Source organism: Maribacter sp. 2-571 (assembly GCF_050589625.1).
Taxonomy (GTDB): Bacteria; Bacteroidota; Bacteroidia; order Flavobacteriales; family Flavobacteriaceae; genus Pelagihabitans.
Window position 1 is genome coordinate 1 of record NZ_JBNGOP010000040.1, and the last position, 25813, is coordinate 25813.

26 protein-coding genes are annotated in these 25813 nt (G+C 44.4%); 19 read left to right on the forward strand and 7 right to left on the reverse strand.

The features are described from left to right. Positions 1-202: 202 nt before the first annotated feature. The 7 genes from dinB to ACRD7P_RS19860 form a co-directional block, all read right to left on the reverse strand. Entirely contained in the window at positions 203-1417 is a 1215-nt protein-coding gene (gene dinB, locus ACRD7P_RS19830) for a DNA polymerase IV (protein ID WP_430909505.1), read from the reverse strand. A 565-nt stretch (positions 1418-1982) separates the two neighbouring features. Further along, positions 1983-2495 (reverse strand): hypothetical protein, encoded by a 513-nt coding sequence (locus ACRD7P_RS19835; RefSeq protein ID WP_430909506.1) that lies wholly within the window; start codon positions 2493-2495, stop codon positions 1983-1985. Continuing rightward, a complete protein-coding gene (locus ACRD7P_RS19840; RefSeq protein WP_430909508.1) occupies positions 2485-3702 on the reverse strand; it encodes a hypothetical protein in 1218 nt (405 codons plus the stop codon). The genes ACRD7P_RS19835 and ACRD7P_RS19840 overlap by 11 nt, the downstream gene beginning before the upstream one ends. A 3-nt stretch (positions 3703-3705) precedes the next feature. After that, complete coding sequence (locus ACRD7P_RS19845) at positions 3706-5946, reverse strand: type II secretion system protein GspD (RefSeq protein WP_430909510.1); 2241 nt, start codon at positions 5944-5946, stop codon at positions 3706-3708. Between the two features lie 3 nt (positions 5947-5949). Further along, positions 5950-7359 carry a GspE/PulE family protein gene (locus ACRD7P_RS19850; RefSeq protein WP_430909511.1) on the reverse strand — a complete coding sequence of 470 codons (1410 nt, stop codon included), beginning with the start codon at positions 7357-7359 and terminating at the stop codon, positions 5950-5952. 1 nt (position 7360) lies between these two features. Further along, positions 7361-7846, reverse strand: coding sequence for a hypothetical protein (locus ACRD7P_RS19855; RefSeq protein ID WP_430909513.1), 486 nt, complete (start codon positions 7844-7846; stop codon positions 7361-7363). Beyond that, complete coding sequence (locus ACRD7P_RS19860) at positions 7843-8250, reverse strand: hypothetical protein (RefSeq protein WP_430909514.1); 408 nt, start codon at positions 8248-8250, stop codon at positions 7843-7845. The genes ACRD7P_RS19855 and ACRD7P_RS19860 overlap by 4 nt, the downstream gene beginning before the upstream one ends. Before the next feature lie 610 nt (positions 8251-8860). Here ACRD7P_RS19860 and ACRD7P_RS19865 point away from each other — a divergent pair. The 19 genes from ACRD7P_RS19865 to ACRD7P_RS19955 all read left to right on the forward strand — a co-directional run bounded on the left by ACRD7P_RS19865 (position 8861) and on the right by ACRD7P_RS19955 (position 25694). Continuing rightward, on the forward strand, positions 8861-9703 hold the full coding sequence (locus ACRD7P_RS19865) for a discoidin domain-containing protein (RefSeq protein WP_430909515.1): 843 nt from the start codon (positions 8861-8863) through the stop codon (positions 9701-9703). Positions 9704-9724: 21 nt separating this feature from the next. Then, positions 9725-10015: a hypothetical protein gene (locus ACRD7P_RS19870; RefSeq protein WP_430909516.1), complete on the forward strand. Its 291-nt coding sequence runs from the start codon at positions 9725-9727 to the stop codon at positions 10013-10015. Between the two features lie 54 nt (positions 10016-10069). Continuing rightward, positions 10070-10306: a hypothetical protein gene (locus ACRD7P_RS19875; RefSeq protein WP_430909517.1), complete on the forward strand. Its 237-nt coding sequence runs from the start codon at positions 10070-10072 to the stop codon at positions 10304-10306. Next, entirely contained in the window at positions 10251-10535 is a 285-nt protein-coding gene (locus ACRD7P_RS19880) for a T9SS type B sorting domain-containing protein (RefSeq protein WP_430909518.1), read from the forward strand. Before ACRD7P_RS19875 ends, ACRD7P_RS19880 begins: the two co-directional genes overlap by 56 nt. Before the next feature lie 630 nt (positions 10536-11165). Further along, positions 11166-11888, forward strand: coding sequence for a hypothetical protein (locus ACRD7P_RS19885; protein ID WP_430909519.1), 723 nt, complete (start codon positions 11166-11168; stop codon positions 11886-11888). A gap of 1 nt (position 11889) precedes the next feature. Next, complete coding sequence (locus tag ACRD7P_RS19890; RefSeq protein ID WP_430909520.1) at positions 11890-12582, forward strand: hypothetical protein; 693 nt, start codon at positions 11890-11892, stop codon at positions 12580-12582. A gap of 32 nt (positions 12583-12614) precedes the next feature. After that, entirely contained in the window at positions 12615-13079 is a 465-nt protein-coding gene (locus ACRD7P_RS19895) for a hypothetical protein (protein ID WP_430909521.1), read from the forward strand. Beyond that, positions 13076-14359 carry a hypothetical protein gene (locus ACRD7P_RS19900; RefSeq protein WP_430909522.1) on the forward strand — a complete coding sequence of 428 codons (1284 nt, stop codon included), beginning with the start codon at positions 13076-13078 and terminating at the stop codon, positions 14357-14359. Before ACRD7P_RS19895 ends, ACRD7P_RS19900 begins: the two co-directional genes overlap by 4 nt. Then, positions 14347-14682, forward strand: coding sequence for a hypothetical protein (locus ACRD7P_RS19905; protein ID WP_430909523.1), 336 nt, complete (start codon positions 14347-14349; stop codon positions 14680-14682). Before ACRD7P_RS19900 ends, ACRD7P_RS19905 begins: the two co-directional genes overlap by 13 nt. Then, on the forward strand, positions 14672-15139 hold the full coding sequence (locus ACRD7P_RS19910) for a prepilin-type N-terminal cleavage/methylation domain-containing protein (RefSeq protein WP_430909525.1): 468 nt from the start codon (positions 14672-14674) through the stop codon (positions 15137-15139). Before ACRD7P_RS19905 ends, ACRD7P_RS19910 begins: the two co-directional genes overlap by 11 nt. 59 nt (positions 15140-15198) lie before the next feature. After that, on the forward strand, positions 15199-16338 hold the full coding sequence (locus ACRD7P_RS19915) for a type II secretion system F family protein (RefSeq protein WP_430909526.1): 1140 nt from the start codon (positions 15199-15201) through the stop codon (positions 16336-16338). A 157-nt stretch (positions 16339-16495) separates the two neighbouring features. After that, positions 16496-18499, forward strand: a complete 2004-nt coding sequence (locus ACRD7P_RS19920) for a tetratricopeptide repeat-containing sensor histidine kinase (protein WP_430909527.1) — start codon at positions 16496-16498, stop codon at positions 18497-18499. Then, a complete protein-coding gene (locus ACRD7P_RS19925) occupies positions 18496-19125 on the forward strand; it encodes a response regulator (protein ID WP_430909528.1) in 630 nt (209 codons plus the stop codon). The genes ACRD7P_RS19920 and ACRD7P_RS19925 overlap by 4 nt, the downstream gene beginning before the upstream one ends. Positions 19126-19277: 152 nt before the next feature. Then, positions 19278-20966 carry a hypothetical protein gene (locus ACRD7P_RS19930; RefSeq protein ID WP_430909529.1) on the forward strand — a complete coding sequence of 563 codons (1689 nt, stop codon included), beginning with the start codon at positions 19278-19280 and terminating at the stop codon, positions 20964-20966. A gap of 333 nt (positions 20967-21299) precedes the next feature. Continuing rightward, positions 21300-21701, forward strand: a complete 402-nt coding sequence (locus ACRD7P_RS19935; protein ID WP_430909531.1) for a response regulator — start codon at positions 21300-21302, stop codon at positions 21699-21701. Between the two features lie 75 nt (positions 21702-21776). Next, positions 21777-22322, forward strand: coding sequence for a heme NO-binding domain-containing protein (locus ACRD7P_RS19940; protein WP_430909532.1), 546 nt, complete (start codon positions 21777-21779; stop codon positions 22320-22322). Further along, positions 22312-24666, forward strand: a complete 2355-nt coding sequence (locus ACRD7P_RS19945; protein ID WP_430909534.1) for a PAS domain-containing sensor histidine kinase — start codon at positions 22312-22314, stop codon at positions 24664-24666. The genes ACRD7P_RS19940 and ACRD7P_RS19945 overlap by 11 nt, the downstream gene beginning before the upstream one ends. Before the next feature lie 3 nt (positions 24667-24669). Then, positions 24670-24990 (forward strand): Hpt domain-containing protein, encoded by a 321-nt coding sequence (locus ACRD7P_RS19950; protein WP_430909536.1) that lies wholly within the window; start codon positions 24670-24672, stop codon positions 24988-24990. 2 nt (positions 24991-24992) lie between these two features. Beyond that, positions 24993-25694, forward strand: coding sequence for a LytR/AlgR family response regulator transcription factor (locus ACRD7P_RS19955; protein WP_430909537.1), 702 nt, complete (start codon positions 24993-24995; stop codon positions 25692-25694). Positions 25695-25813: the final 119 nt, after the last annotated feature.

Sequence of the window (25813 nt, forward strand, 5' to 3'; positions counted from 1 at the left end):
TTGCACCAAGTACTTTCAATTGTTCATTGTTTATTACCTAATTGCTCATTGAAAAAAAGACCGCTGCGCTGAAAGAACAAGGACAAAGGACAAACTCAAGTTCAAGAATCAAACTCAAGTTCAAATTCAGTGTCATTCCTTCACAAACTACTTATTACTTATAACTAGCCACTTTCCACTAAGTCATCACCAGTTGTCCCCATCACTGTTTACGGTGCGCCAGCACTACAGGAGGCTTCCCATTAAAGGGATTGTGCATACGCCCTATCGTCTTGGCACCCAGTCCGGAAGCACGGATAACACTTTTATCGCCATACCGTTCACGAATGGTATCCATGGCATGGTACAGGTTTACGATTTCCTCGGTATCATCAAAAAGATCGATCTGATAGTTTCCGCTTACCAAGTGACTGAAACGAATACCGACCAAGCGCACCAGCAACCTTCGATTGTAGAGGTTTTTGAAAAGTTCCAAAATTTTTGGAATCAAAATATGATCGGCGCTGGTATAAGGAATACGCAATTGTTTGGAATAGGTATTAAAATCGGAATACCGGACTTTTACGGAAATACAAGCCGTTAGTTTTTGACCCCGTCGCAGTTGATAGGCCAGGTTTTCGGTCATTGCGATCAATACCCCTTTTAAACGGTGTACATCTATGGTGTCACGGTCAAAAGTACGTTCGGTAGAAATCGATTTCCGCTCACAAAAAGGAATCACGGGAGTATTGTCCACCCCGTTGGCACGTTTCCAAATAACGGTACCATTGGCACCTAAAACACGTTGCATTACCCCTATTGGCATCTGCTGAATGTTCAGGATTTGACGTAATCCCAAATGCCGCAGGGTCTGGTAGGTCTTATCGCCTACCATAGGAATTTTTCTAATGGAAAGGGGTGCCAAAAAATGCTTTTCGTGCCCTTCGTCTATTTTTAACTGATTGTTGGGCTTTGCCTCATTGGTGGCCACCTTGGAAACTACTTTGTTTACGGACAGCCCAAAGGAAATGGGCAAACCCGTTTCCTTTATAATCTTCCGTCGCATTTCGGTAGCATATTTATAGGCGCCAAAGAAGCGATCCATCCCCGAAAGATCTGCATAAAACTCATCGATACTGGATTTCTCGAACAGGGGCACCTGCTCTTTAATAATTTCGGTGACCATATCGGAATGCTTGCTATAGGTACCGGCATTCCCACGAATGACTACCGCTTCCGGGCAAAGTTCTTTGGCCATTTTCATGGGCATTCCCGAATGCACCCCAAAACCACGTGTCTCATAACTGCATGCGGCCACCACACCGCGATCGCCCGTACCCCCGACCAGCAAAGGCTTTTTTTGCAATTCACTATGCAAAAGCCGCTCTACCGACACATAAAATGTATCCAAATCGATATGTAAGATGGTTTTGGTCATAATCATCTTCAAAAAGGATAGCTAATATATGGAATATTTCCTTTTTATTGGATATAATCCAATAAATATAATCGATGCCTCAGTAGTCGGTCTTTCAAAATACAAGCAGGACACGACCGCTATGTCAATGCATAGTGAACTGCTTCGAGGCAGAGCCATCGAGGTATCAAGCGGAAGAAAGTTTAAGGATTTTATGAAAACCATCCGTTTTCAAACTTTCCTCCAAAACTCCGACACAGAGCATCGGGGAATTCTAATGATTAAACCCGCTTTATGCATTAGAAAATCTATTACAGCTTCCAGCTACTTCAAAATATGGTGCTGCGCTACATTTTCAAATGTAACCGTAGCCCCGAAGTTTTGGGGCTATGCTTACATTCATAAAATGTCATATTTTATCGCAGCTAAAAGCTTCATTACGAAGTTCTAATGCAGAACCCGGGTTAAAACAACTATTTGAAAGCAGTTGATCATGCTCTAACAATGCTCGCCCTGATCTTATGGAAGAATTCAAAAACAGGTTTTGGATAATCGGCCAATGAGCACTAAAAAGGATATAAAAAGATCACTCGATATTCTGAATAAACACCCGGGCCGTCAAATACTCTTTATTGGTCCGGAAATTTTTATTTTTTAAAAAATGAAGGTGTACCACTTCGCCAAAATTGTTTTTTTGCTCCAGTGTATATATGGTTTTTAATAGCGAAGTAAACTCCCCATCCAGCGTAAAATCGAAAGTGTTCAAACGATTTGCATTTACCAAAACCCGGTGCGGGTCGTTAAAATCTATAAGTTTTAACGCGTTCTTTTCCGCTTCGATATTGATGACCCTTAATAAATTATTCTCGATGGAGGTATTTCCCAAGTTCATCTTTCCCAAGACCGAGTCGTAATACACTTGCTTTTTCATAAGCAATGCCAATTGCTGTGGCGCGTTTTTCAACAGTGCGCGTTCCGCTTCCAGTTTTTTATACGCGTTCCGTTGCTCCAAAGTATTTGAAATCGCGAACCGATAACAGAGCAATACTGCCAATAGCACTGCCGACATCAACAACAGCATTTTTGTTCTACCGCTCATCGATGGTTATTTTAATGGTAAAGTCCGAGGTGTTTTTTCGGCTATAATCATAGTCGGTGGTTTCTACCTTGGCCACCCATGACAGCTTTTCCAATTCGGCCACCCAAGTATAAAAATCACTACTGCTATATACTTCTCCAGAAACCAATACTGTTTTATTTTCAATTTCGATGGGTTTCGCTTCCCGCAACGGTTTTTGTAGCGGTTGGTATTGAATTTCCCTCAGTAACAAGGTACTTGGCAAGCTTTGCGCCAAGGTATCTAGCAAAGCGGAGGTATTCGAATTTGCCATTGCCAAAACGGCGTTCAGGCGTTCCTCTTTAATTTTTACCGCCGTTTTAAGTTGTACCAACTGTTCTTTATTGGCATCGTTCACGGCTATTTTTTCCTGCAGTGTTCCTACCTTTTCATAATAGTGGTTAAAAAACAAAAAGTTAACAAAAAGTAGGGTCAAAATCCCTATTAGGGAGGATTTCAATAGCAGACCAAAATGTCTTTGATCGACAAAGGCACTTCGCAAATCCGTTGCTATGGCCGTGATATTACCTTCCGTTTCATTATTTTTTAGAAGATGGGCCAATATTCCGGAAAGCCCCAAAAGATAGGTACTCTTCACGGAAAGCCCGTTAACATCGTACACCTGTGGAACAATACTATCGTTTTCCCCGAACGCTATGACGTTTTCAAGCGACCCTTCGGAAAAAACCAGTTTTTGGTTGGATACCGGCACGCTTCCGGACGGCAGGTATTCCCTTATGCCGGAAACCGGGGACACGCCCAAAAACAATTGTATTACGGAAATCTTCAATTTGGAAAGCTGACCCAGATACCCGTCTATTTCCTCTTTTCTACAGATGGCCACCACATCCTTTAAAACCCCTTTGGTGATACTGTAATAGAAACTATCAAAATCCAGGTTCGGGAAAGCGCTATGCACCTGTGCCTCCACACCGGCGTTCTCGACCGTATCGTTTATTTTTACCAACACCCTTGCGGTATTCACTACGAGGCATACGGGCCTGTTCTTTTCCATTTCGGCAACAGCGGCCCCCAAAGACGTAAAAACCGTTTCCCCAACAATAAAAAGCTCTTGTCCCTTGCGCTGTATTTGCAAGAGGTACACCAAGGTTTCCCCCGATCGCTCGCATATTTCTAGCGCATAATAGGCGTTGCCCTCGTTCAGATATGTTTTAATACGGTCGAGCACAAATTAGTAAATAACGGTAGGTTTGATTAAAATAGTGAGTTTCTGCTTGGTATCTTCCCGTTTTCGTCTGCTAAAAAGCCATTTGATAACGGGGATGCGGGCCAAAAAGGGTACGCCGCTACCGGCATCGTTCTTAATTTTTTCTTCAAGCCCTCCCAAAATGGCCAAATCTTGATCTTGCATTCGAATTATGGAACTGAACTCCCTAGAGGTCAATCCCGGAGGGGCTTCGTCCTCGATACGTTCCCCGCTAAAATCGGATTGTATCACGTTGATCTCCAAGGTAACCTGCCCATCGCCCGAAACCAAGGGTTTGATACTTACCGCCAACTCGGCATCGATCGGTTGGTAGTTCCGAACTTCGGAAGTGGTCGGGATCTGCGATCCAAAAAAGTTCTGATTGGTCACCACATAATAAGTGGTCTCCCCAATAGACAAATTGGCCCTATGGCCGTTCAAGGTCGATAGTTTGGGGGTAGAACGAATTTTTACGGCCCCGCTTTCCTCCATTGCCTTTATGGTCGCAAAAAATTCGGGCACCACTTTCCCGATATTAAAGGATCCAAAACCATCAAAACCACCGATAATTTTGTTTACCGTGTTCGCCCCCAAGGTAATATCGGTCTGCGGAAACAATTTTCCGCTAGTGGTAACGGGTTGGTCCCCGATGCCCCAACTGATACCAGTTTCTACGGTAGCGGACTTCCGTACCTCAATCAACATTACTTCGATGAGCACTACAGGTACGGGCTTATCGATCTCTGCGATAAATGCCTTAAAACGATTGATGTTCGCCGCCGGACCACTGACCAAAAAACTGTTCAGTTCAAAATCCATCCGTATATCCAGATCTGCCTTTATGTCATCCGGAAGAATGTTTACCAAAGCTTCGGCCTCGGAACGATAATCCCCAAAATTATTGGATCGGGTATTGAGGTTTCTGGTATTCCCAAAACCCTGGTTGTTTCCGAAACCTTGGTTATTTCCGAAACCTTGGTTGCCCCCGATACCGTTTTGAAAACCACCGCCCACATAATTTACGTTGCTATTCACGGTCCGTCCCGAAACACGACTCCCAAAGGAAGCCCCTTCGGCATCTCCCAACAATTGTACGGAGCGGTGCATCATCTGTACGACCTCTATGTTTCGAACGCTCAGTTGATCGGCGGTTCCGAAAAAATACATATCGCCCTCTTTTTTAAAGGTGAAATTGGTAGGTGTTGATGCAGGCGTACTTCCATTTCTGGTACCGCGTTGGTTTTGGGAACTATTCTGACCGGTACTGTTGGCAGACCTGCTGCTGCTTGTATTCGAGGAAGTAGGGGAAGAAGTACTCTTGCTCTTGCTTTCGAACATGCGTCCCAACAAGGCATCATACGCTATTTTTTTTGCTTTGAAAGTTATGGTACCGGCACTTTCCAAAGGAGTGGCGGTATACACGTCCAAATCCAGGTCATAACTCATTTCTTCAATGATCTTGGCAATGGGAACCTTATTGAAGTCAACGGAGACTACTCTATTGACAGAATCCAATATCTCATAGAAAAAATCGGTACCGTTTCTTGCGGTATTGATCCTGTTTCTCCTAGTGTTGCCCCCTGTATCGGCAGCCTGACTAAAAAGGTAAAAACCATCCCTCGATTTAGAAAAGTCCAAACCATTGGTCTCCGCCAAACGCTGCATTGCGGCATCAAGGGGCACATTGCTCAAATAACTGTTCAAGGTAATAGTTTCCATACCCGTGTTGTACAACAAATTTCTTCCGGTACGGTCGATGATGCTCCGGAACGCTTTTTCCAAAGGAATGTCCTTTAGGTCGAGGGAAAGCAGCTCGTTCGCAGGATCAAAACCGACAATAGGTTCGGGTTCTACAATTTCGGGCGGTGGCGGAATAAATTTTGATATGGACAAAATGTTTCCGGTAAAGGAAATATCGAGATCGTATTGCCGTACCAAAAACACCAAAAGATCGGCCACGGTAACATTGGAAAAATTGTTTACGATGGTAATGTCCTGTAGTGCGGGATCAACGTTCAAATTAATGTTGTGCACCTTGGAAACGGCCAAAAGAAAATTGGTAAGGCTTACGTTGGCAACATTTATTTCCAATTTTAGATTTTCGGCAAGTCCCGTATTATCGACGGACAAAGCCTCCAAGTTATTTTTAATGTTTTGGATCCTGATGCTTTCCTGTGCATAAAGACAGCTCGAAAAAAGCAACATGATCAGCAATAGCTTCTTCATTGTTCAATTGGTTAATAACGCATACACCTCATCAATGGCGGTTTCACCATCTCGAATCATTTTGAGCGCGTTCTGCTGCAAGGTAACGATCTTATTTTCCATAAGGTAATCGTCTATCTGCATGGCGTTGTTCTTAATTTGCAATACCAGTTCTTTGGTAATGGGAATGATCTCGTAAATCGCTTTTCTTCCTTTATATCCCGTATGATGGCAATGGGTACATCCTTTGGCCACATAATGCTCCCGCATTCCGGACGGGGGCGCAAAGGTATCGGGAAAAAGTGCGGGAACTACTTTTTCTTTTTGTTTGCAAAAAGGACATAGTTTTCGCACCAAACGTTGGGCGACGCTCATATTCAGCGTAGTGGCGATCAAAAAAGAAGGGATGCCCATATCGATCAATCGCGATATGGTGGCCCAGGCCGAATTGGTATGTATGGTCGACAGTACCAAACGCCCGATCAGTGCCGTTCGTATGGCCATGTTCGCGGTATCGACATCCCGTATTTCCCCGACCATGATCACGTTCGGATCTTGCCGTAAAAAAGTACGGAGGGCCTTGGAAAAATCCAATCCAATGTTTTCTTTCAACTGTACTTGATTGATCCCTTCCAAGGTATACTCTATAGGATCTTCAATGGTAAGGATATTGGTTTCGGCGACGTTCAGCAGTTTAAGGGTGGCATAAAGCGTAGTGGTTTTCCCTGATCCCGTTGGGCCGGAAATCAATACAATACCGTTTGGCTTTCGAATGGCCTCTTTATAGATCCGCAGTTCCTGCTCGGTAAAGCCCAAATCGCTTAAAGAAATCGCGGTAGCATCTTTACTCAAGATCCGGAGTACTATTTTTTCCCCAAAAAGTGTCGGCAGGGAAGACACGCGGATATCAAATTCATCACTTAACGATTTTATGGTGATCCGACCATCCTGCGGTAATCTTTTTTCGGAAATATCCAGATCGGCCTTTATCTTGATCTTGTTGATGATGACGGGATACTCCTGAATGGGAATATGGAACTGTTCTACCAATTTACCGTCTATGCGATAACGGATCCGACAACGGGTCTCGTAGGGTTCAAAATGGATGTCGCTACTCCCGATCTCTTTGGCGGTCACCAAAATTTTTTCCAGAAAGTCTGGGGTATACCGCAAATTTTTATCGGCGGTCTCGGTCGCCTTTCGGTAATTGGCCGTCAGATAGTTATCCAATTCCCCCGATTCGCAGTATTCCAGATGTACCGGTGTATTCAAAACGATCTGCAATTCAGAGGAAAGCGCATCCAAACGGGTACTATCGGTCTTAAACAAAAGCGTATCGCCGTTTTCGGCAATAGGAACCGCCCGGTAATGGAACGCCTGTTCGGCGTTGATCCGTTGTTGAATACTGGCGGGTATTTTATAGTCGGTCTGCACTTTAAAGGATATAGAGGGATGGGGAAATGTCAAAAAAACTTCCGGTCAGTACCATGAGCAAAAAGAACGCCATAAAGCCGGCCAGAGGTACGGTTTTCATGTTCCACCTTTTTTTGAACAACATGTACAATAATGCGGAAAAGAAAACCCCGCCCGTAAAAAGCAGGATAAAGGTTACCGTGGGAAACCCGATTGCCAAGGCATAGAAGAATAGCAGATCGCCCGACCCAAAACTGTGGTCGACAAATTTTTTTTTCATGACCCATCTGGCATAGGCATATAATATGAGAAGAATTATAGTAGTTATCGCGAAGTTCATCATGGCAGAAACGGCGAAGAACATTGTTGTGGCCGTTTGAAAAAAAATGGTTCCCAAAAAAATACCGAGCAAGGGAAATAAAAACCAATAGACCCATCGGTCCTTAACATCTTGTAAAAAGATAGCTCCACTACAGATCATGGCCAAAAGTTTAAGGATTACGATCAATCTTTTACCGTTTGCTTGGGTGTTCCCGTCTCGTCGATCTCCCAAACGTTCAACACCCCGTCGCCATCAAAATCCGTTATGGCTTCCGCCCTGGCCTTAAAAGTGGCATTATCGGCGCCTATAATCTGATACACATAATTTGCGGTGCCATTTTCCTTTATCGTCTTTGGTGCCTCAAAATCGAGCTCATTAAAGTCGGCACTATATTTACTGTACATATAACGGTAGGTGCTTTGCGCATTATAAATGGCCTTTAGCTGTACCTGTGCCTCTACGCTTTTTGCCTTGGTGATCAGGGGCATGAGGTTGGGCAACGCGAGCAATAGCAAAATACCGATGATCGCAAGTACGATCAACATCTCCTGCAAATTAATGGCAGGCACCTTAGTATCCCATTTTTTCATTCCACCAAATTTTTTGACAAGGTATAAAAATCACCAATAAGATTATTGTAAGGCTCCATAAAAGATACGATTACCGGATAAACGGCAGTATTTACAAAAGTTGGCAAGGGAATTCCCTACAAAAAATAACGGTTCGTCAATATAATGTGCTTCCCTGCACTTTTTTTGCAGTGGGGGCGATTAGTTTTACCAAACATTGGCAAACCTTACGTTCTAATAAGGTACCAAAGCAGCATAAAATTACGATATAAAATGAAAAAAATACTTGGGCGATGTATTTGGGAACATAAAAAGCATAGAAAAGGTATAGATTTTTATTACAAAAAGCATAAATAATACTTGTTTTTATCTTTCAAAAAAAAGTACATTTGTATGCTAACCGTTATATAAATCACCTACACATTTTAATAAGAGTTATCCCCCCGATATCTTTTCCTTTTAGCACAAATGCTATTTTATTATACATAACTTTCTATTTCAAAAATGGAATATAGGGAAGTTTATTTGGTCAATGAAATTGGCAAAAAAGGTGTTGCAAATAGTAATAGGCTGCGGTATGATTTTGACAGAACCCAATAACATATAACAATCAATCCCTAAAAAACAAAACATGAAAAGAAATATTTTCGGTATTAAAAAAACTGTTATCCTGCTAACCGCATTTATCACCGGCAGTTATTGCTTTGCACAACAGATAGACCTTACGCAGTTTACCGCAGAACAATATCGCACCGGAACCGTAGGTGTTCCCCAACGGGCAATTGATGGCGATACAAATGGCAGCTGGTCCAACGGTTCCGTTACCCACACCACGAACAATGATATTATAAGTTGGTGGCGCGTAGACCTTTTGGCCGAATACGATTTTTCTCGAATAGATGTATATAATAGAACCGATTGTTGTAGCAGTCGTCTGAATGGTGTCACCGTTCATGTAGGCAACGCAGCATCTACCGACCCCTCGGACTATACGTTGATCGGTACGCTATCCGGCAGCACAAGTGTACAGCAGTTAAATACAAATGTAACTGGAAGATACATTTGTATTCACAAGGACAATACTGGTCAACCAACAAACGAGGTGCTTTCCATTGCCGAGGTACATGCTTTCGGGGCACTTTCCGGAACTACTCCTGCGGGAGGATCTGGCCAATGGACGGACAATGGAAATTCCATTTCCTATAATGCCGGAAATGTGGGCATTGGAACCTCTTCCCCTACCGCTAAACTGGATGTTCATGGTGCCCTTAGAGCGGAACAACATGTAACGGTCCAAGCAGGAAGTTCGTACAAAGTAGCAATGAATGGTCAATCGGATGGTTATATTACCGGTCGGGACAATTCATTTACAAATAAATTTCTAATTACGGCCAAAGGCAATTCTTATCTGAACGGTGGCAATGTCGGCATTGGAACCTCCGCTCCGGACGCACCGCTTACCGTAAACGGCTAAATACACGCCAAAGAAATAAAGGTGGACTTGAACGGCGCCTTGGCCCCCGACTATGTTTTCTATGACGACTATAAGCTTCGTTCCCTTCTTGAATTGCAAAAATACATAGAAGAAAACGGTCACTTGCCCAACATTCCCTCGGCAAAACAAATGGAAAAGGAAGGGGTACTCCTCAAAGAAATGAACCTGAAACTTCTGGAGAAAATCGAAGAACTTACGCTTTATCTGTTGGGGCAGGACAAGACCATAAAACAAGAACAATTAAAATCCCGCCTGTTGGAGCAACGCCTTCAAAAATTGGAACAACAATAAACCAAATCTTATACCATTTTAACTTTGAAATGGTATTAAAACCACTACAGCATAATGAACAAATTAGCGTTCCCCATTGCACTATTGGCCTTGATCGCCAATGTCGCTTCCTTTTTTGTTTCAAACCCATCACAAGCGCTTGTGTATGTAGATGTTAACAAACTGATCGAGGGGTATTCCCTTACCGCGCTAGAAAAGGAGGCGTTCAATAAAAAAACACAGGTACTCAAGGCCAATGTCGACAGTTTGGTGGCCAATAGCATTAGGCTACCAAAAGTTCTTTACCCCTAATGGTGACAATTCCAACGAACACTGGAACATTATCGGCGGGGAAGCCTTTCCCGAATCCCAGCTGTACATTTACGACCGTTATGGAAAATTGATCGCCCAAGTAACACGCTCCTCCCTTGGTTGGGACGGTACCTTTAACGGAAACCCCTTGCCCGAATCGGACTATTGGTTCCAGTATCGTTATAACGACGGAAAGGTATTCAAGGGGCATTTTTCCTTAAAACGATAACTAGAGAGAGTCGTTTTATCCAATCGCTCAAAAAACTACTTCCCTGCATAAAAGCTGCAGTGGCCATCCTTATCTTTCCATGCCAATCGAATGACTGCAATGCTCAAAACCAAAAATCCGTCATGCCCGTAAAACGAAGGCCAACTTTAAAATAGGTGCTGTTCTCAAAGAAACCCTGTTCTTGCCATGGCATCTGAGTAGATTTGGACCGCTATCATTTTTTATTGACGTGATTGAAAGTCCCTTTAAAATATCCAAAATAGGGATTCACAAATAGCATGATATCGATTAAAAACCAAAAATCAAGACAAACCGTTGCATCCCCCGAAAACAATACCGATTTATAACGCAAGGCCCACAGCAAGTGTCGAATTTTCCCTATTTTTAACCCTAAGAATCAAGCAACCAAACTACTCCTTTGGATTTAAAATGCACAGGTTGATAGGAAAAGAATAAAATTCTTTTTCAACATTGTATCAAAGTAGCAGTAAACAGTTGGCGGCAAAGTGTGTTGTAATCCATAAAAATTACTGCCCGCCAAGAATGCCTGCCTACTTGTTGAAGATTTGTAGAAACTGAAAGCCCTGCTCTAAAGTGCAGTCTTTCAACTAACGATTGTAATCAATGAAAATGCATATCAGAATAGCCGGTATCGTGCTATCCCTTTTGTTTTTGGGCTGTGCCGCCCACAAGGCAAAATACCAAGAAGCGGCGTTGAGCCTGCCCCAAATGGGGAGCATTGTACAAACCAAGGGAGCGTTGTGGTTTTCCATTTCGGAACAGGTGGGAGATCCTATTTGGAGCACGCCATTGGCAGTTACCGCGCAGGAACTCCCCTTCAACAATGCCAGTTATACGACCTATACCGATTTCATGATTAAGGCCGGAAAGATCAACGGCATCGCCTACCAAGATTCCCTTCCCTATAAACCCAAATACGCCCGGCTTCAATTGTTGGATAAAATTGATTTGACCGGTCGGCTGAACTCAAAAGAAAATATCGCGGTACGGGAGTTTTTAAAAAACGATGACTCCTACAAAATCGTGACCACTTTGGATGTCACCATGCCCGATGCCCTGTTGCAACAATTCCTGAATGCAAATACCATTAGCCTTCGAGAAAACACGCCGTTGGGCAGGCATTTGGTACTGGTACACGACAAACGGGAGACCACCGTCCCCTTTTCGGAAATACAGGTTTTCGACTACGCCTACGCCTCATTTTGTTGGGGTGAGGACCGCTATCACCATAAACGGATAGAAACCCTGTTGAGCGGTTCGCAAAAATGTCCAAAGGGTACATTTAAAAAAGCGGCCAAAGTCACTTCGGACCGCGCTTATTTAAAATTTTAAAATGAGGTTGAGAACTATTTTAGGAATATTCTGTTTTGGCGTGCTGTGCTGCGCCTGCGACGACATTATTGAAGAAGAAGACCTTTCCAACCGTTCGGTGAACGTGCTGGCCCCTGTGGACGGGAGTGTCGTTACCCAAAATCAGGTAAGCTTCAATTGGAATACGGTCGAGGATGCCCGTAGTTATAAGTTTGAATTGGCAACACCAAACTTTGAGAACGCCGCCCAAATATTATTGGACAGTTTGATCGTGCAAGATACCTTGGGGAGCATTCGTACGCAATTGGGAACAACCCTATTGAACGGAAATTACCAATGGCGGGTAAAAGCATTGAACGGCGGCTTTGAAACACCGTTTACCACAAATACCTTTACGGTCGATGGCGATGAGAACATCGATTTGATCGCACCGAACACTCCTGCGCCGATCACTCCCGAAGATGGAGCGGTTTTGGATGCCGTGGAAGTGACCTTTACCTGGTCGAGGGAAGATGTTGCCGGAACCGCCGAACGCGACAGTGTATATATTTATACCGACCCCGAACTACAGAGCTTGGAACGCAAGGGACTTGGCGCGAACAAAAGCTTTGAAACAACCCTATCTTCCAACACCTATTATTGGTTGGTGCAGGCGTTTGATGCAGGGGGTAACCGAAGTGAAGATTCCGCAGTGTTCGAATTCACTATCAATTAAACGGGACACTTGTTTTTCCCGAAGTACAAAAAATGAAGAAGAACGTTAAAACCTATGTACTACTGGCAGTGGTATTGGCCATCTGGGGAACGATCGCGTATCGTATCCTGGCCCCGACAGCTACGGGTACGACGCAGGAAACCGATACCGCTTCCGTATCGTTTAAACCGCTTGCCGTTCAAAAAAAAGACACTTTTTCGATTATTGCGGACTATAGAGACCCCTTTTTAGGGACGGTTCCCAAAAAACCGAAAAAAAATACCAAGCGTACCGTAAAACCGGCCACCCCGGCATTACCCGAAATCGTTATCAACTATACCGGCCTGATTACCGATTCCAGCACCGAGCAAAACATTTTTTTTGTGACCATAAACGGAAAACAACACCTGATGAACTTGCAGCAGGAGATCGATAAGGTTCGGCTATTGAGCGGTACGGCCTCCTCTATTAAGGTCCGGTACCACAACAAGACCAAAACCATTGCCCGCAGCCAGTGAAATGGAACGAAAAAATAAACGCGGGCGCACTCCAATTCGTTCTTTTCATCAGCGTCGTCATTGCGTTGTTGTTATTGGCCTTTGTCACCCTATCCCAGACGAACGATCTTTTTAATAAAAAAACGACCTTACTCGTACATACCGTTAAAAAAACGGAAATGGGACTTCAGTTCGTGCTGAACAACACGCTGCCCATTTCCGATTCCACCCAACTCGACCTTCCGCCCGACGATTTGAGTATCGACCTGACGGGCATACGCTCCCATTGGGGCGTTTTTGAGAAGTATACCGTAACGGCCACTGCTAAAAAAAACCGTTTTATAAAGTCGGTCCTAGTCGGCCATGGAAATCAAGAAACGCCACCGGCCCTTTATTTACAGGATCGACAGCGTCCCTTGATCATCGTTGGGCGAGCGGCCATTAAGGGCGAGGCCTATCTTCCAAAACAAGGCATACGGCCGGGAAACATTTCCGGTAATGCGTTTTATGGAAACACTTTGGTTCAGGGAAGACAGCGCGAAAGCAAGGAACAATTGCCACAATTGCACCCCGGTATGAAAACATATCTGAACGGATTGCTGAAAAACCGAAGTGCGATACCCATAACGGAGCGCATTCGGTCAGTAAACGGTATCAAAGCCGAAAATTCGTTTCAGCAACCTACAAAATGGCTATCGGGTACGGTGGTCGATCTTTCGGGGGCATCCCTGCGCGGTAACATTGTCGTTCGTGCATCGCAACGCATCATTGTCGATGCAAGCAGCCAATTGCAGGACGTTCTTTTAGTGGCCCCGACCATAATCATAAAAAATCGTTCCACCGGAATTTTTCAGGCACTTGCCAGCAGACAGATCGAAGTGGGCAAAAACTGCAACCTAGGGTATCCCTCCGCATTGATAACGATAAAAGACCGGAACGCCCCAAAAAATGGGAACCGAATGCAACCGCCAGCAATACACCTTGACCAAGGAAGCGAAATCTCGGGAATAGTGCTCTATTTGGAAGAAAAACAAGAAGAAACGGCCTTTTATCCGCAGGTAAAGCTTGAAAAAAATAGTAGGGTTCGGGGCGAAGTATACTGCGAACGAAATCTGGAACATCTGGGCCAGGTTTTTGGGACGGTATATACCAGTGGCTTTATTGCCTTGGAAAACGGAAGTATTTATCAAAACCATTTGTATAACGGAACCATCGAAAACGAAGCGCACCCGCCCCAGTATTCGGGCTTGCCCATCCTTGGAAAAAAACAACGGAAAACAGTTTCCAAATGGCTGTACTAAAAAAAATAAGAGCTTCCACCCTTATGGAAACCATGGTAGCCACGGTTTTGATCGTGATTGTCTTTATGTTGTCCAGTTTTTTACTGAACCGTATTTTTTCCACCAGCATTCGAAACAACACTACTGGCCTTACCGAACATTTGCACCAACTCGAATATGCGCACGCACATGGTTTGATCAGTATACCGTATGAAGAGGAATGGGAAGGGTATACCATTGTGATCGAATATGAAACACGGTCCAACACCACTTACCTTCGGTACGAAACCGTTCAGCAAAGGACCCAAAAAAAACAACAAACCTATAGCAGTCTTGGAAAATAGTCCCAAAAAAATACCCGGCTTTACGTTAAGCGAGATGATGGTGGTACTTGTTATTACGCTGATCGTGGTAGGATTGGCATTTTCGGTATTGCGCTTGGTACAACGCCAAATAACGGGCATCGGTCAAAATTATGCCACCAACTCGGAAATCAACCGGTTCAAACAAGCGCTATGGGTCGACTTTCAAACCTATCCCACGCTATATTTTTCGGAAAAGGACCAGACCCTAACCTGTGGAAATCCTCTTGCAGCAAAGACCTATCGTTTTCAAAAGGAATGGATCATCCGCGAAAAGGACACTTTTGCCATTAGCACCGATCAACTATTTTTTTTTAGGGATGGGGCAACCATCCTTGAGGGAGCTATAGATGCCATGGAACTAAAAACCATCGAAAGTCAGGGCGCTAAAATTATTTTTGTACACCAAACCAATGCCGCGGACGAATACATGCAATAACCCGACCATGAAACTACCGAAACCATTTCTTGCAAAACCGATTATAACAGCTACCGAATATGGGCTTTAAACTAGATTCAACCACACCGAAGAAAGCAGAAAATACCGCTGTAAAAAAGGGGAACGAGGTCTCTTTTTTGGAGCGGGAGATTACCTGGTTCGGCTCCGGTTTTTCCAGTAAGAAGAAAGAAGATTTTTATACCGAAATCCATGTATTGTTGAAAGCGGGAATCAACTTAAAGGATGCGCTTGCCCTAATGGGCGAAAACCAAAAAAAAGAAAAACAACGCCTATTTTACAATGAGTTAGTGGACGCATTGGTATTAGGGGAGGCTTTTTCAGAGGTGATCCGCAGCAAGCAGGAATTTACCGAATATGAATATTATGCCTTAAAAATTGGAGAAGAAACCGGTACTACCCATAAAATTGCAGAAGAAATGGGCAAGTTCTTTTCCAGAAAGAACGAACAGCGCCGTAACCTGATCAACGCACTCACCTACCCGATTATAATTTTGGTCACCGCAGTATTGGTCGTTGTTTTTATGTTACGGCTGGTAGTGCCGATGTTCCAAGATATTTTTAGACAAAACAACGTAGACCTTCCGGACATCACCAAATTTATTATTGCCGCTTCGGATATGATAAAAGATTATGGATGGTGGTTTCTAGCGCTGCTGACTTTAGTACTCGTATCCCGAAGTTTATGGACCAAAAAGGAGTGGTATAAGCGTAAAAGAGACCGTATTCTTTTGAAAATCCCTTATGTCGGGAACTTTATCCGGGCAGTATACATGGCACAGTTTACACAAGCGGTTACCCTATTGACCGCCTCCAAGGTACCGGTATTGAACAGTATCGACCTGGTAACGCGAATGATCGATTTTTACCCTTTAAAACAAGGGTTGACAAAAGTGAGTGCTAAAATATTGGAAGGAAAAAGCTTGAGCGAAAGCCTATCGACCGATGCCATTTTCGATCATCGTATGGTGGCCCTGATCAAGGTAGCGGAAGAAACCAATCAAACGGAATTCATTTTCGAGCGCCTGAACCAGCAATACAATATCGAAGTACAGCAAAAATCAAAACTCTTGTCCACGCTTATGGAACCGCTGATCATTTTGGTAGTAGGCATTCTTGTCGGGGTCATTTTAGTGGCCATGTACCTGCCCATGTTTAAATTGGGAAGCATATTGGGGTAATGTCATCACTTATCTAGGAGGGTGTTTTTGTGTTGAAACCGCATTAAACTCCAAAATCATCTCCCCCTACCCGTGTATTTTTTTCTACTAGTTTACAGGTATTTTTTCGGTGCTTTTAAAAAGGATTCCCAGTTATTGAATATCTTGTAAAAAAAAGGTGTTCCCGAACCTCCGCTTGTATCTCTTTTCAATAGTATTGGCCTTCGCGATGCCTTCGCATGCCCAAGAAAGTTCGTCCGCCGCCGTAGATAGCTTGGAACAACTGCTCCATGCAGCCGACAACGATTTTCAAAAGGCCCATACCCTTATCGAAATTGCAAAATCCGCTTCCGGTATCGATTCCGTAAAGGCCTATGATTCAGCCCATCGTGCACTGGCCTTTTTTCAAAAAAACGAAGACTCCCTAGGCTTGGGAAAAGCGTATTCGGCCCTAGGTTTTGTTGTATACGATTATAATGAGATGCAAAAGGCCGAACGCTATTACAAAAAGGCAAAACGCTTGTTCGAACGGGAAATACAACGGGATTCTTCCGAAAAATTGATCGACCTGTGGGCCGACGCCGTCTTAAATTTGGCATCGAGCATCTCCAATCAAGGCCGAAAGGACGAAGAGCTGGTCTATCTTACGGAACTGGCCCCTATTGTAAAAAAGTATAAAAACTACAAGGTATTGGGAATCATCAATTCCAACATTGGTATTACTTTTTTCAATAACAACGAGTTTTCCAAAGCCTATGGTTATTTTAATGAAAACGATACCAATTACGAACAAACGGATGCCTATTCCCAGTTTGCCGCCGACCGTCTTATTTTTTCGAGCTGTTTGATGGAAATGGATTCCCTTGACCGGGCAAAAAAAATATTGGAAAAGGCCCGTTCCATTCTGCTAAAAACCCCACAATCGCCCCGATGGCAGCTCTATTATCAACAATTGGGCGAATACCATTCCAAAAAAGGACAGTACCAAAAAGCCCTGACACAATATGACCGTTCCCTGCAACGCATTAAGCAAAGTAAGCACCTTGCCGCACTCCCCCAACTCTACCTTCAGTATGTAGAAACCTACCAACTCATGGGCGACCATAAAAAGCAAAAGGAATACATGCTCCGGTTTTTGGAAATTTCGCAAAAGGAAAATCCACATAACGCTTTATATGCCTTGGAAGCACTCACCAAATATGAGCGTAGGGACGAAAACCACGAAGCGGCGGCCCGTTACGCCGATCGGTATTTTAAACTGAACGATAGCATAAAGATCGACGAAATAGAAAAGGAGACCGCTCGTTTGGAGCAGCGCTACCAAAAGGAAAAACGCGATCGGGAAATTTTGGCCCTGCGCAACAAAAACAATGAGACCGATCTTAGCCTGGAGCGTAAAAAATCGCAGAACTACCTGCTGTATTTTTTACTTGGATCGCTGGCCTTTATTTCCATTTCGGGCTATCTCACGTACAACAACCGCCAAAAGAAGGCGCTGCTCAAGCAAAAAGAGCAAGAACAGGAAATACAGCGACTGAAGACCGAGCAGGAACGCGAACTTTTTGGGGTGATGATGGAAGGGGTGGAACAGGAGCGCAAACGATTGGCCGCCGACCTGCACGATGGCCTGGGCGGTCGGCTCTCCGGCGTGAGCATTAAACTATCCAAACTTTCCGAAGAAAAGAAAGCCGCCGCCATAGCCCCGCAGATCGATGATATTTTGGCCAATCTTGACGATTCCCTACAGGAACTTCGTGGCGTGGCCCGAAACCTAATGCCCGAAACCTTGATCAAATATGGGCTCAAGGCCGCTTTGGAAGACTATTGCAGTACCCTAAAATATAAGGATACCGATATCGTTCTTCAGTTTTATAGTAAGGAAAAAATAAAAAACAACAATAGCCTGTTGACCATCTACCGTATTATTCAAGAACTCATCAACAATGCGGTGAAACATGCCAACGCCACCGAAATATTGGTACAGTATATTCATGAAGACGGCAAGGTGACCATTACCGTAGAGGACGATGGGGTCGGTTTTGATCCGACAGCGATACCCAAAACGAAAGGAATGGGGCTCTCGGGATTAAAAAATCGGGTCGACTATCTCAACGGGAGCATGGACATAAGTTCTGAACGAAACGAGGGCACCTCGGTAAACATTCAAATCAACAATGTATGAAAGAAGTTGCAAAAGTAGTTGTAGTGGACGACCATCCCTTGGTAATCGAAGGATTAAAGGCATCCATGGGCATCGACAATACCATAGCCGTAGTGGCCTGCTTTGAAAATGCCAAGGACCTGTTTACATTTTTGAAAAGGAATACCGTACATGTGGTGGTGCTCGACATCAATTTACCCGACATGAACGGGGTCGACATCTGCAAGACCATCACCCATAAATACCCACATTTAAAAGTTTTGGGCCTAAGTACGTACAATGATCCCAGCATTATCAAACAAATGGTAAAACATGGGGCCAAGGGCTACCTGCTCAAAAACGTAACTTCCAAAGAGCTGACCGTGGCCATTCATCAGATCCGGGAAGGACTGTCGTATTTTAGTGCGGAAATTCAAAAAATATTGGCCGACTCCATATTCGACGACAAACCCGTACCAAAACTCACCCGTAGGGAAAAAGAAATACTGACGCTGGTCGCGGAGGGGATCACCACTCCCAAAATTGCGGAACAGTTGACCATTAGCCCGCTTACCGTGGAAACCCATCGCAGAAACCTCATCCAAAAAATGGGGGTCGCCAATGCCGCCCAACTGGTTAAAATCGCCATAGAACAGCGGCTTATTTGAGGGCTCGGGCCATACACTCCCGAGTGGGGCTTACCCATACCCAAGTACTTTTTTCTACTGGTTTTCGAGTATTTTTTTGAGCTTTTTTTTTGTTTCGGATGAACGGCGTCATCTTCGTTTCAATAGCAACTACGAACACAAAAATAATGGATATGAAAAGAGCCGACCTTTTAAACCTTGTAGCGTACCTCAGTGCAGTACTGATTTTGTTCAACGCCTGCGGATCAGACGACATGGATCCAAGCGGCGAGAATCCGCAAGGCGGTTTTCCCGAAACCGATTTAAGCGGGTATGATGCCGATAGGATTCCGGCAAAATCAGACCCGTTGCCGAACCTGCTCCAAGACGACAGTTTTGAAGGCAATGAATGGTTTGCCTGTGGCGGGGCAAGCATTGCTACGGATGCCAACGCCTATAGCGGAAGCCAAACGGCCATTTTGGAAAACGACGCGATATGCGAAACTGCCGACGCACCGTTTTTTACCACGCGAAACGCCATTTTAATGCAGACGCTCGATATTCAGCAACTGCCGGAACTATTGACCATTTCTTTTTGGATCCGAGCGGATACCGCCCTACCGGAAGGGGCCTTAAAACTGTACATGACCAATTCACAAGAAGGGTTTTTAGGCAGTTTGGCAGGTGGCCAGGGTATTGTATCCTATTTTGACGAAAGCAAGATAGGAAGCGAGTGGCGGCAGATAAAATTATACTATGAGAATGATGGGGACAGTTTTTTCCTGAGCAATTCCCCTCCTTTTTCGCTGGTATTTCAATTGGAAGTCGAAATTGGGTACACCGAGCCGATACGACTCTACATCGACGATGTAAAACTTTCCTCGGAAGACGAAACCTTTACACAGCCCGAACCACTTCCAGAAGGCTTGCAAAACTATGCCGGATCTAGCCGTATCCTATTTCTGAACGATAGTAACAATACCATTTCGTCCATGGAGCCGAACGGCCAAAACGTGGTCAACCATAGCCAAATACCCTTGGAATTCATCAACAGCATTCCCCAATGGTACGGTTCGCAGGAAATTACGATGGCCCAAAAAACGTTCAATCCCGCCAACCCCGGTGATCTTGAAATAGTGCCGGCATCCGGTACCGATCTATTCCGCTACAATCTCGTTACCAATGACGAGGAGGTCGTTTACCAAACCATAGGAGATCCCGGCAGGTTTACCTTTACCAATGACCCGGACAACCGGGAGGCCATTGACATAGAGGTCCGACGTACGAGTTGGGACCTACCGAACGATCGTGGTGCGCTAACGGTCTGCGGACGTTCGCGTAACCCAGGTTTTGTTTCGGACGATGTGTGTTCGATAAACATTGTGGACACCAACGATTTTTCGGTAATCAACGATGAGCTAAGGGGCTTTAACGCGGTTTGGTCGTCCCGCGGCCAATTGGCATACTATGGCTCGGACGGAATTTACGTAGCCGATGTAAACGGTGCTTCCGTAAACACGGAATTGGTACACCCACAAACCGGTATCGGTACGTTAATGCAAGAAGTGGATTGGAACCCTGCCGGTGACCAATTGGTTTTTGCCGAAAGCGCCGGGGGCGTTACCTTTTTGAACGGTGCCCTGATCAACATGTTCACCATCTCCACCCTGGACGTAAACAACGGCACCATAACCCCGTTGCTCAATGTCGATCATGGCGCATTGATCACAAATTTATCGTGGTCGCCCGACGGGGAATATATTGTATATACCCTCAGTGTTTCCGAAAACGCCTCCCAGATCTGGTGGCTGGAAGTCGCTACCGGAAAAACCGGACCATTGACCAATACGTTGAACGCACGTTATGCCTATTGGAGTAAGTAATATCATTTTAACTCTGAAATGGTATTAGACCAACATCTCGCCGTCATAGCGCTTTGGCAGCGGAAAAAATACCATCACAACAAGCCTTGCCATCCACGATAATCTGGACGGCAAGGTTTCTTGTATGGTTTTCCCACTGTAATCCGTACAAGGAATTTGCTTCAAGATAACAACTTGGCTACGGCCCATTGGCCCCATTGCACGGGATTTCCCGCAAACGGCCACCCCATAAAAATGGGCATTGACCGACACTAAATCCCCATTCGTCTACACTTCCCCATCAAATTTTGCGTTAATGTCCCATATTGCATGTTAATGTAACCTTTGGAAACTATGAACATTTTACTGATCGAAGACGACATGATCGAAACGATGAAACTACAACGCACCGTTTCAAAAATGAAACAGAAGCATCCTATCGTTGAAGCGAAAAACGGGGAGGAAGCGCTGGATATTCTCCGTTCGGACCAAGAGCTTCCCGATGTTATTCTATTGGACCTGAACATGCCCCGAATGAGCGGTATCGAATTTTTAAAAATCCTAAAGGCGGACGAAAGGCTAAAATACCTTCCCACGGTCATTCTTACCACCTCGGAAAATCGTGCAGACCTCTTGGAGTGCTACAAGGTCGGGATTGCCGGATACGTGATAAAACCCCTCAAATATGAAGAATACGAATCCAAATTACAGAAGGTGCTGGAATACTGGAACATCAACGAACTGGTCAAAGCCTAACAAAAAACCGCGTTTCACAACAAAAAATATGTGAAACGTGTTACTTTTCCTACTTTAATCCCAAATCTAACAAGTATGAAAGGCATCATATTTACCGAATTTCTTGAAATGGTCGAGAGCAGCTTTGGTCTCGAAACGGTCGATACCATTATCGACGAAGCACAACTGCCGTCCGAAGGAATCTATACTTCCGTGGGCACTTATGACTTTAACGAAATGTTGAGCCTTATTACCCAATTGAGCGCGGAAACCGATATCCCCATTGGCGACCTCGTTTATACCTTTGGCAGGTATTTGTTCGATGGCTTGGGAAAAGCGCACCCAGAGGTCATACAAAGCTACCAATCCCCTTTGGGGTTATTATATGCCATTGAAGACCACATTCATGTTCATGTAAAAAAACTCTATCCGGACGCCGAATTGCCCGAATTCAAAATCTTGGAAAAAACCGATACGTCCATTTCCATGGTCTATTGCTCTTCCCGCGGCCTGTACCGTTTGGCACAAGGGCTAATGGAAAAGGCCTTCGAACATTTCAACCAAACCTCCGAGATTAGCTATGAACTTTTAAAGGACGATGGTACGGAAGTAAAATTCGATGTCGTTCAGCATGGAAAATAAAGAGGTCATCCTTCTTAAAAAGGCACTGGAACGACAAAAAAAAGCGAGAATCCAAGCCGAAAAAATCCTGGAGGAAAAATCGAAGGAACTTTATGATATTACCCATCATTTAAAAACCGCCAACAGCAAATTGGAAAACCTGCTCAACGAAAAAACTTCGGAGCTTGACGGCGTGTTTATCAACATCATCGATCCCTATGTGGTCATGGACCTTAAGTTCAATGTCATTAACATGAACCTTTCCGCAAAGGATTTTTTGGGATACGACCACAACAAAGAATCCCTGAACCTTGCGCAGTTGGTACATCCGGAACATGTACAATACACGGCAACATCGTTCCAGTCGCTATTGGAAGTCGGGACCCTTAAAAACTATCGTGCCAAGATTATATTGCGCGACGCTACCGAAAAATGGGTGCAGATCAATGCAAGCCTCATATTCGATGCCAAAAGAAAACCGGTTGCCGCACAGGGCATTATAAGGGACATCACCCAAGAAACAGAAATACGGGAACTTTTATCGGAACAAAAAAAACAGCTCGACATTATTGTTGAAAACTCCCCATTGGGTATCGTGCTTACGGTGAAGGGGCAAATCGTAAAAGCGAACAAGGCCTTTTCCGAATTGTTGGGGCATTCGCAACAAGAACTCAAAGAAATGCATGTTGCCGATATATCGGTCCCTGAAAATTCGGAAGACAGCGTTTTACAAATGGAACAAATGAACCGGGGCGAATTGGACACCTTTTCGGTAGTCAAAAAATACATCCATAAAAACGGTTCGGAGGTGTTGGCAAAAACCACGGTGAGCGCGGTAAAGAACACCAAGGGCAAGGTCGACTATCAAGTCGCCTTGGTAGAGGACATCCGCAAGGAGCGAGAAGCGGAAGAAAAGATCAAAGCTTCGGAAAATCGCCTTTCCTCTTTGATACTGAACCTACAGACCGGAGTCCTTTTGGAGGACGAACACCGAAACATTTCATTGACCAACCAACAGTTCTGTGACCTTTTCCAAATCTCGGAGGCCCCGGAAGCCCTAAAAGGAGCCGATTGCAATGGCGCCGCCGAACGCAATAAAATACACTTTAAACATCCGGAGGCTTTTGTAGCACGCATAAATCGGGTATTGGCCGAGCGAAAAATGGTATTGAACGATGAATTGGAAATGACCGACGGCCGCATACTGGAACGGGACTACATTCCCATTTTTAACCAAGGCGTGTATAAGGGACATTTGTGGACCTACCAAGATGTCACCATCCGCAAAAACTACAAACGGAACCTAGAGGCGCAAAAAGAGAAATACGGGAGTATTATCGCCAATATGAACTTAGGCCTAATAGAAGTGGATACCGATGATATTATTCAAATGGCAAACCAAAGCTTTTGCACCATGTCGGGATTTACCGAAAAGGAATTGATCGGCAAAAAGGCCATAAAGGTACTTGGAGTGGTCGAACAGGAGCTGTTGCTCGAAAAAAATCAAAAACGGTTGCAGGGCGAATCGGACTCCTATGAAGTTCAGGTCGCCAATAAAAAAGGGGAAAGAAGACATTGGTTGATCAGTGGAGCGCCCCGGTACGACGATACGGGAAAAACGGTAGGTTCCATAGGAATCCATTTGGACATTACCGATCAAAAAAGACTGGAGCTCCAAAAAGAAAAATTACTTCAGGAACTCGAAGCGAGCAACCAAGGTTTACAGGAATACGCGCATATCGTATCGCACGATCTTAAGTCGCCATTACGATCGATCAGCGCCCTGGCCTCCTGGTTGTCGGAGGATTATAAAGATGTTCTGGACGAGACCGGGGTTTTTCAGCTGCAGCAAATGCAGGAAAAGGTGGAGAGCATGGACCGCCTCATCAGCGGCATCCTAAAATACTCCAGCATACAAGATGATAGTAGCAAACGTACGAAAGTAGATGTGAATAGCGTTATTAACGAGATTCGGGAGATAATTTTTATCCCGGAGCATGTTCAGGTGAAGGTAAAAGATACGTTACCGGTCATACGTGCCGACAGTACCAAAATACACCAGCTGTTCCAAAATTTGATCGGAAACGCCGTTGTACATATCGAAAAAGATCCGGGAAAGGTTGTGATCAGTGCGGAAGAAACCAAAACACATTGGCAGTTCCGTATTGAGGATAATGGCATCGGTATCGCAAAAGAATACCATGAAAAGATATTTAAAATATTCCAATCGATCGGAAACGGAGAACGGTCTACCGGCATCGGCCTGTCCATCGTTAAAAAGATCGTCGACCTGTACGAGGGTACCATTTGGCTCGATAGCACCGTCGGCAAAGGAACAACGTTTTACTTTACCCTTAAAAAATAGAACATGAAAGAAATTCCCAACCTATCCTATGTTAGAGATCTCGCGGCAGGCGACGGTGTATTCGAACAAAAATTTATTCGCATCATCAAAGAGGAGTTTCCGGAAGAGGCCCGGAAATACAAACAACATATTTCGTTGGACGAACCTAGGGCGGCGGCCGAAGTCGTGCATAAACTAAAGCACAAGTTCAATATTTTGAGCATGACCGATGCCTACGGTTTTGCCGTCAAATACGAGGAACAGTTGCAGTTGGGCGATATGGAAATGGACGAAAAGTTCAAGAGTATCCTACAAAAAATTACGCTCTATCTCAAAACCATTTGAACATGAACTGTATTATCATAGACGACGAAGCCACCGCTAGGGCGGTCGTTACACAATTATGCGAACAGCTCCCGGAAATGGACGTTATTGCCACGTTCGATAATGCTATCGACGCCATAAAATTTCTGAACCGTGAAAGTATCGACGTCATATTTTTGGACATACACATGCCGGGTTTCACAGGGTTCGATTTTGTGCAAACGCTCAAAGACCCGCCCAAAATAGTACTGATCACCTCCGACACCAATTTCGCCATTGACGCCTATGAATATGAGACCATTGTAGATTATTTGGTAAAACCGATTAGCCTGGAACGCTTTAAAAAGGCGATTCAAAAAGTAAAACACACCACGTTGCGGCCTACTGCTACGGCGAACGCCGCTTCGGAAACGGAAAACGAGCTGTACATTAATATCGACAGACGTTTGATCAAGTTAAAAATGACCGATATCCAATTGATCGAGGCAAAAGGGGACTATATCGAGGTCGTTACCGATGCCAAAACCTATAGGGTACACAACACCTTAAAAAAGATCAAGGAAAAACTACCGGAAAAAACCTTTTTGCAGATACACCGCTCCTATATCATCAACTTTACCAAAATCATCGACATTGAGGACAATAGTGTACTGATCGAGAAAAACGTTGTCCCTATAAGCCGATCCAACCGTCCCGAACTGATGCGGCGCTTGAACTTGCTGTAAGCAAAAAAAGAAATCGACATTTCGGGCCGTACCTATGGTTAGACTAGGGCGTGTTAACACTAATTGCATCGAAAATCAGGGCGATATAGATAAAGGCCGTGAACATGACGTCGAGTTTG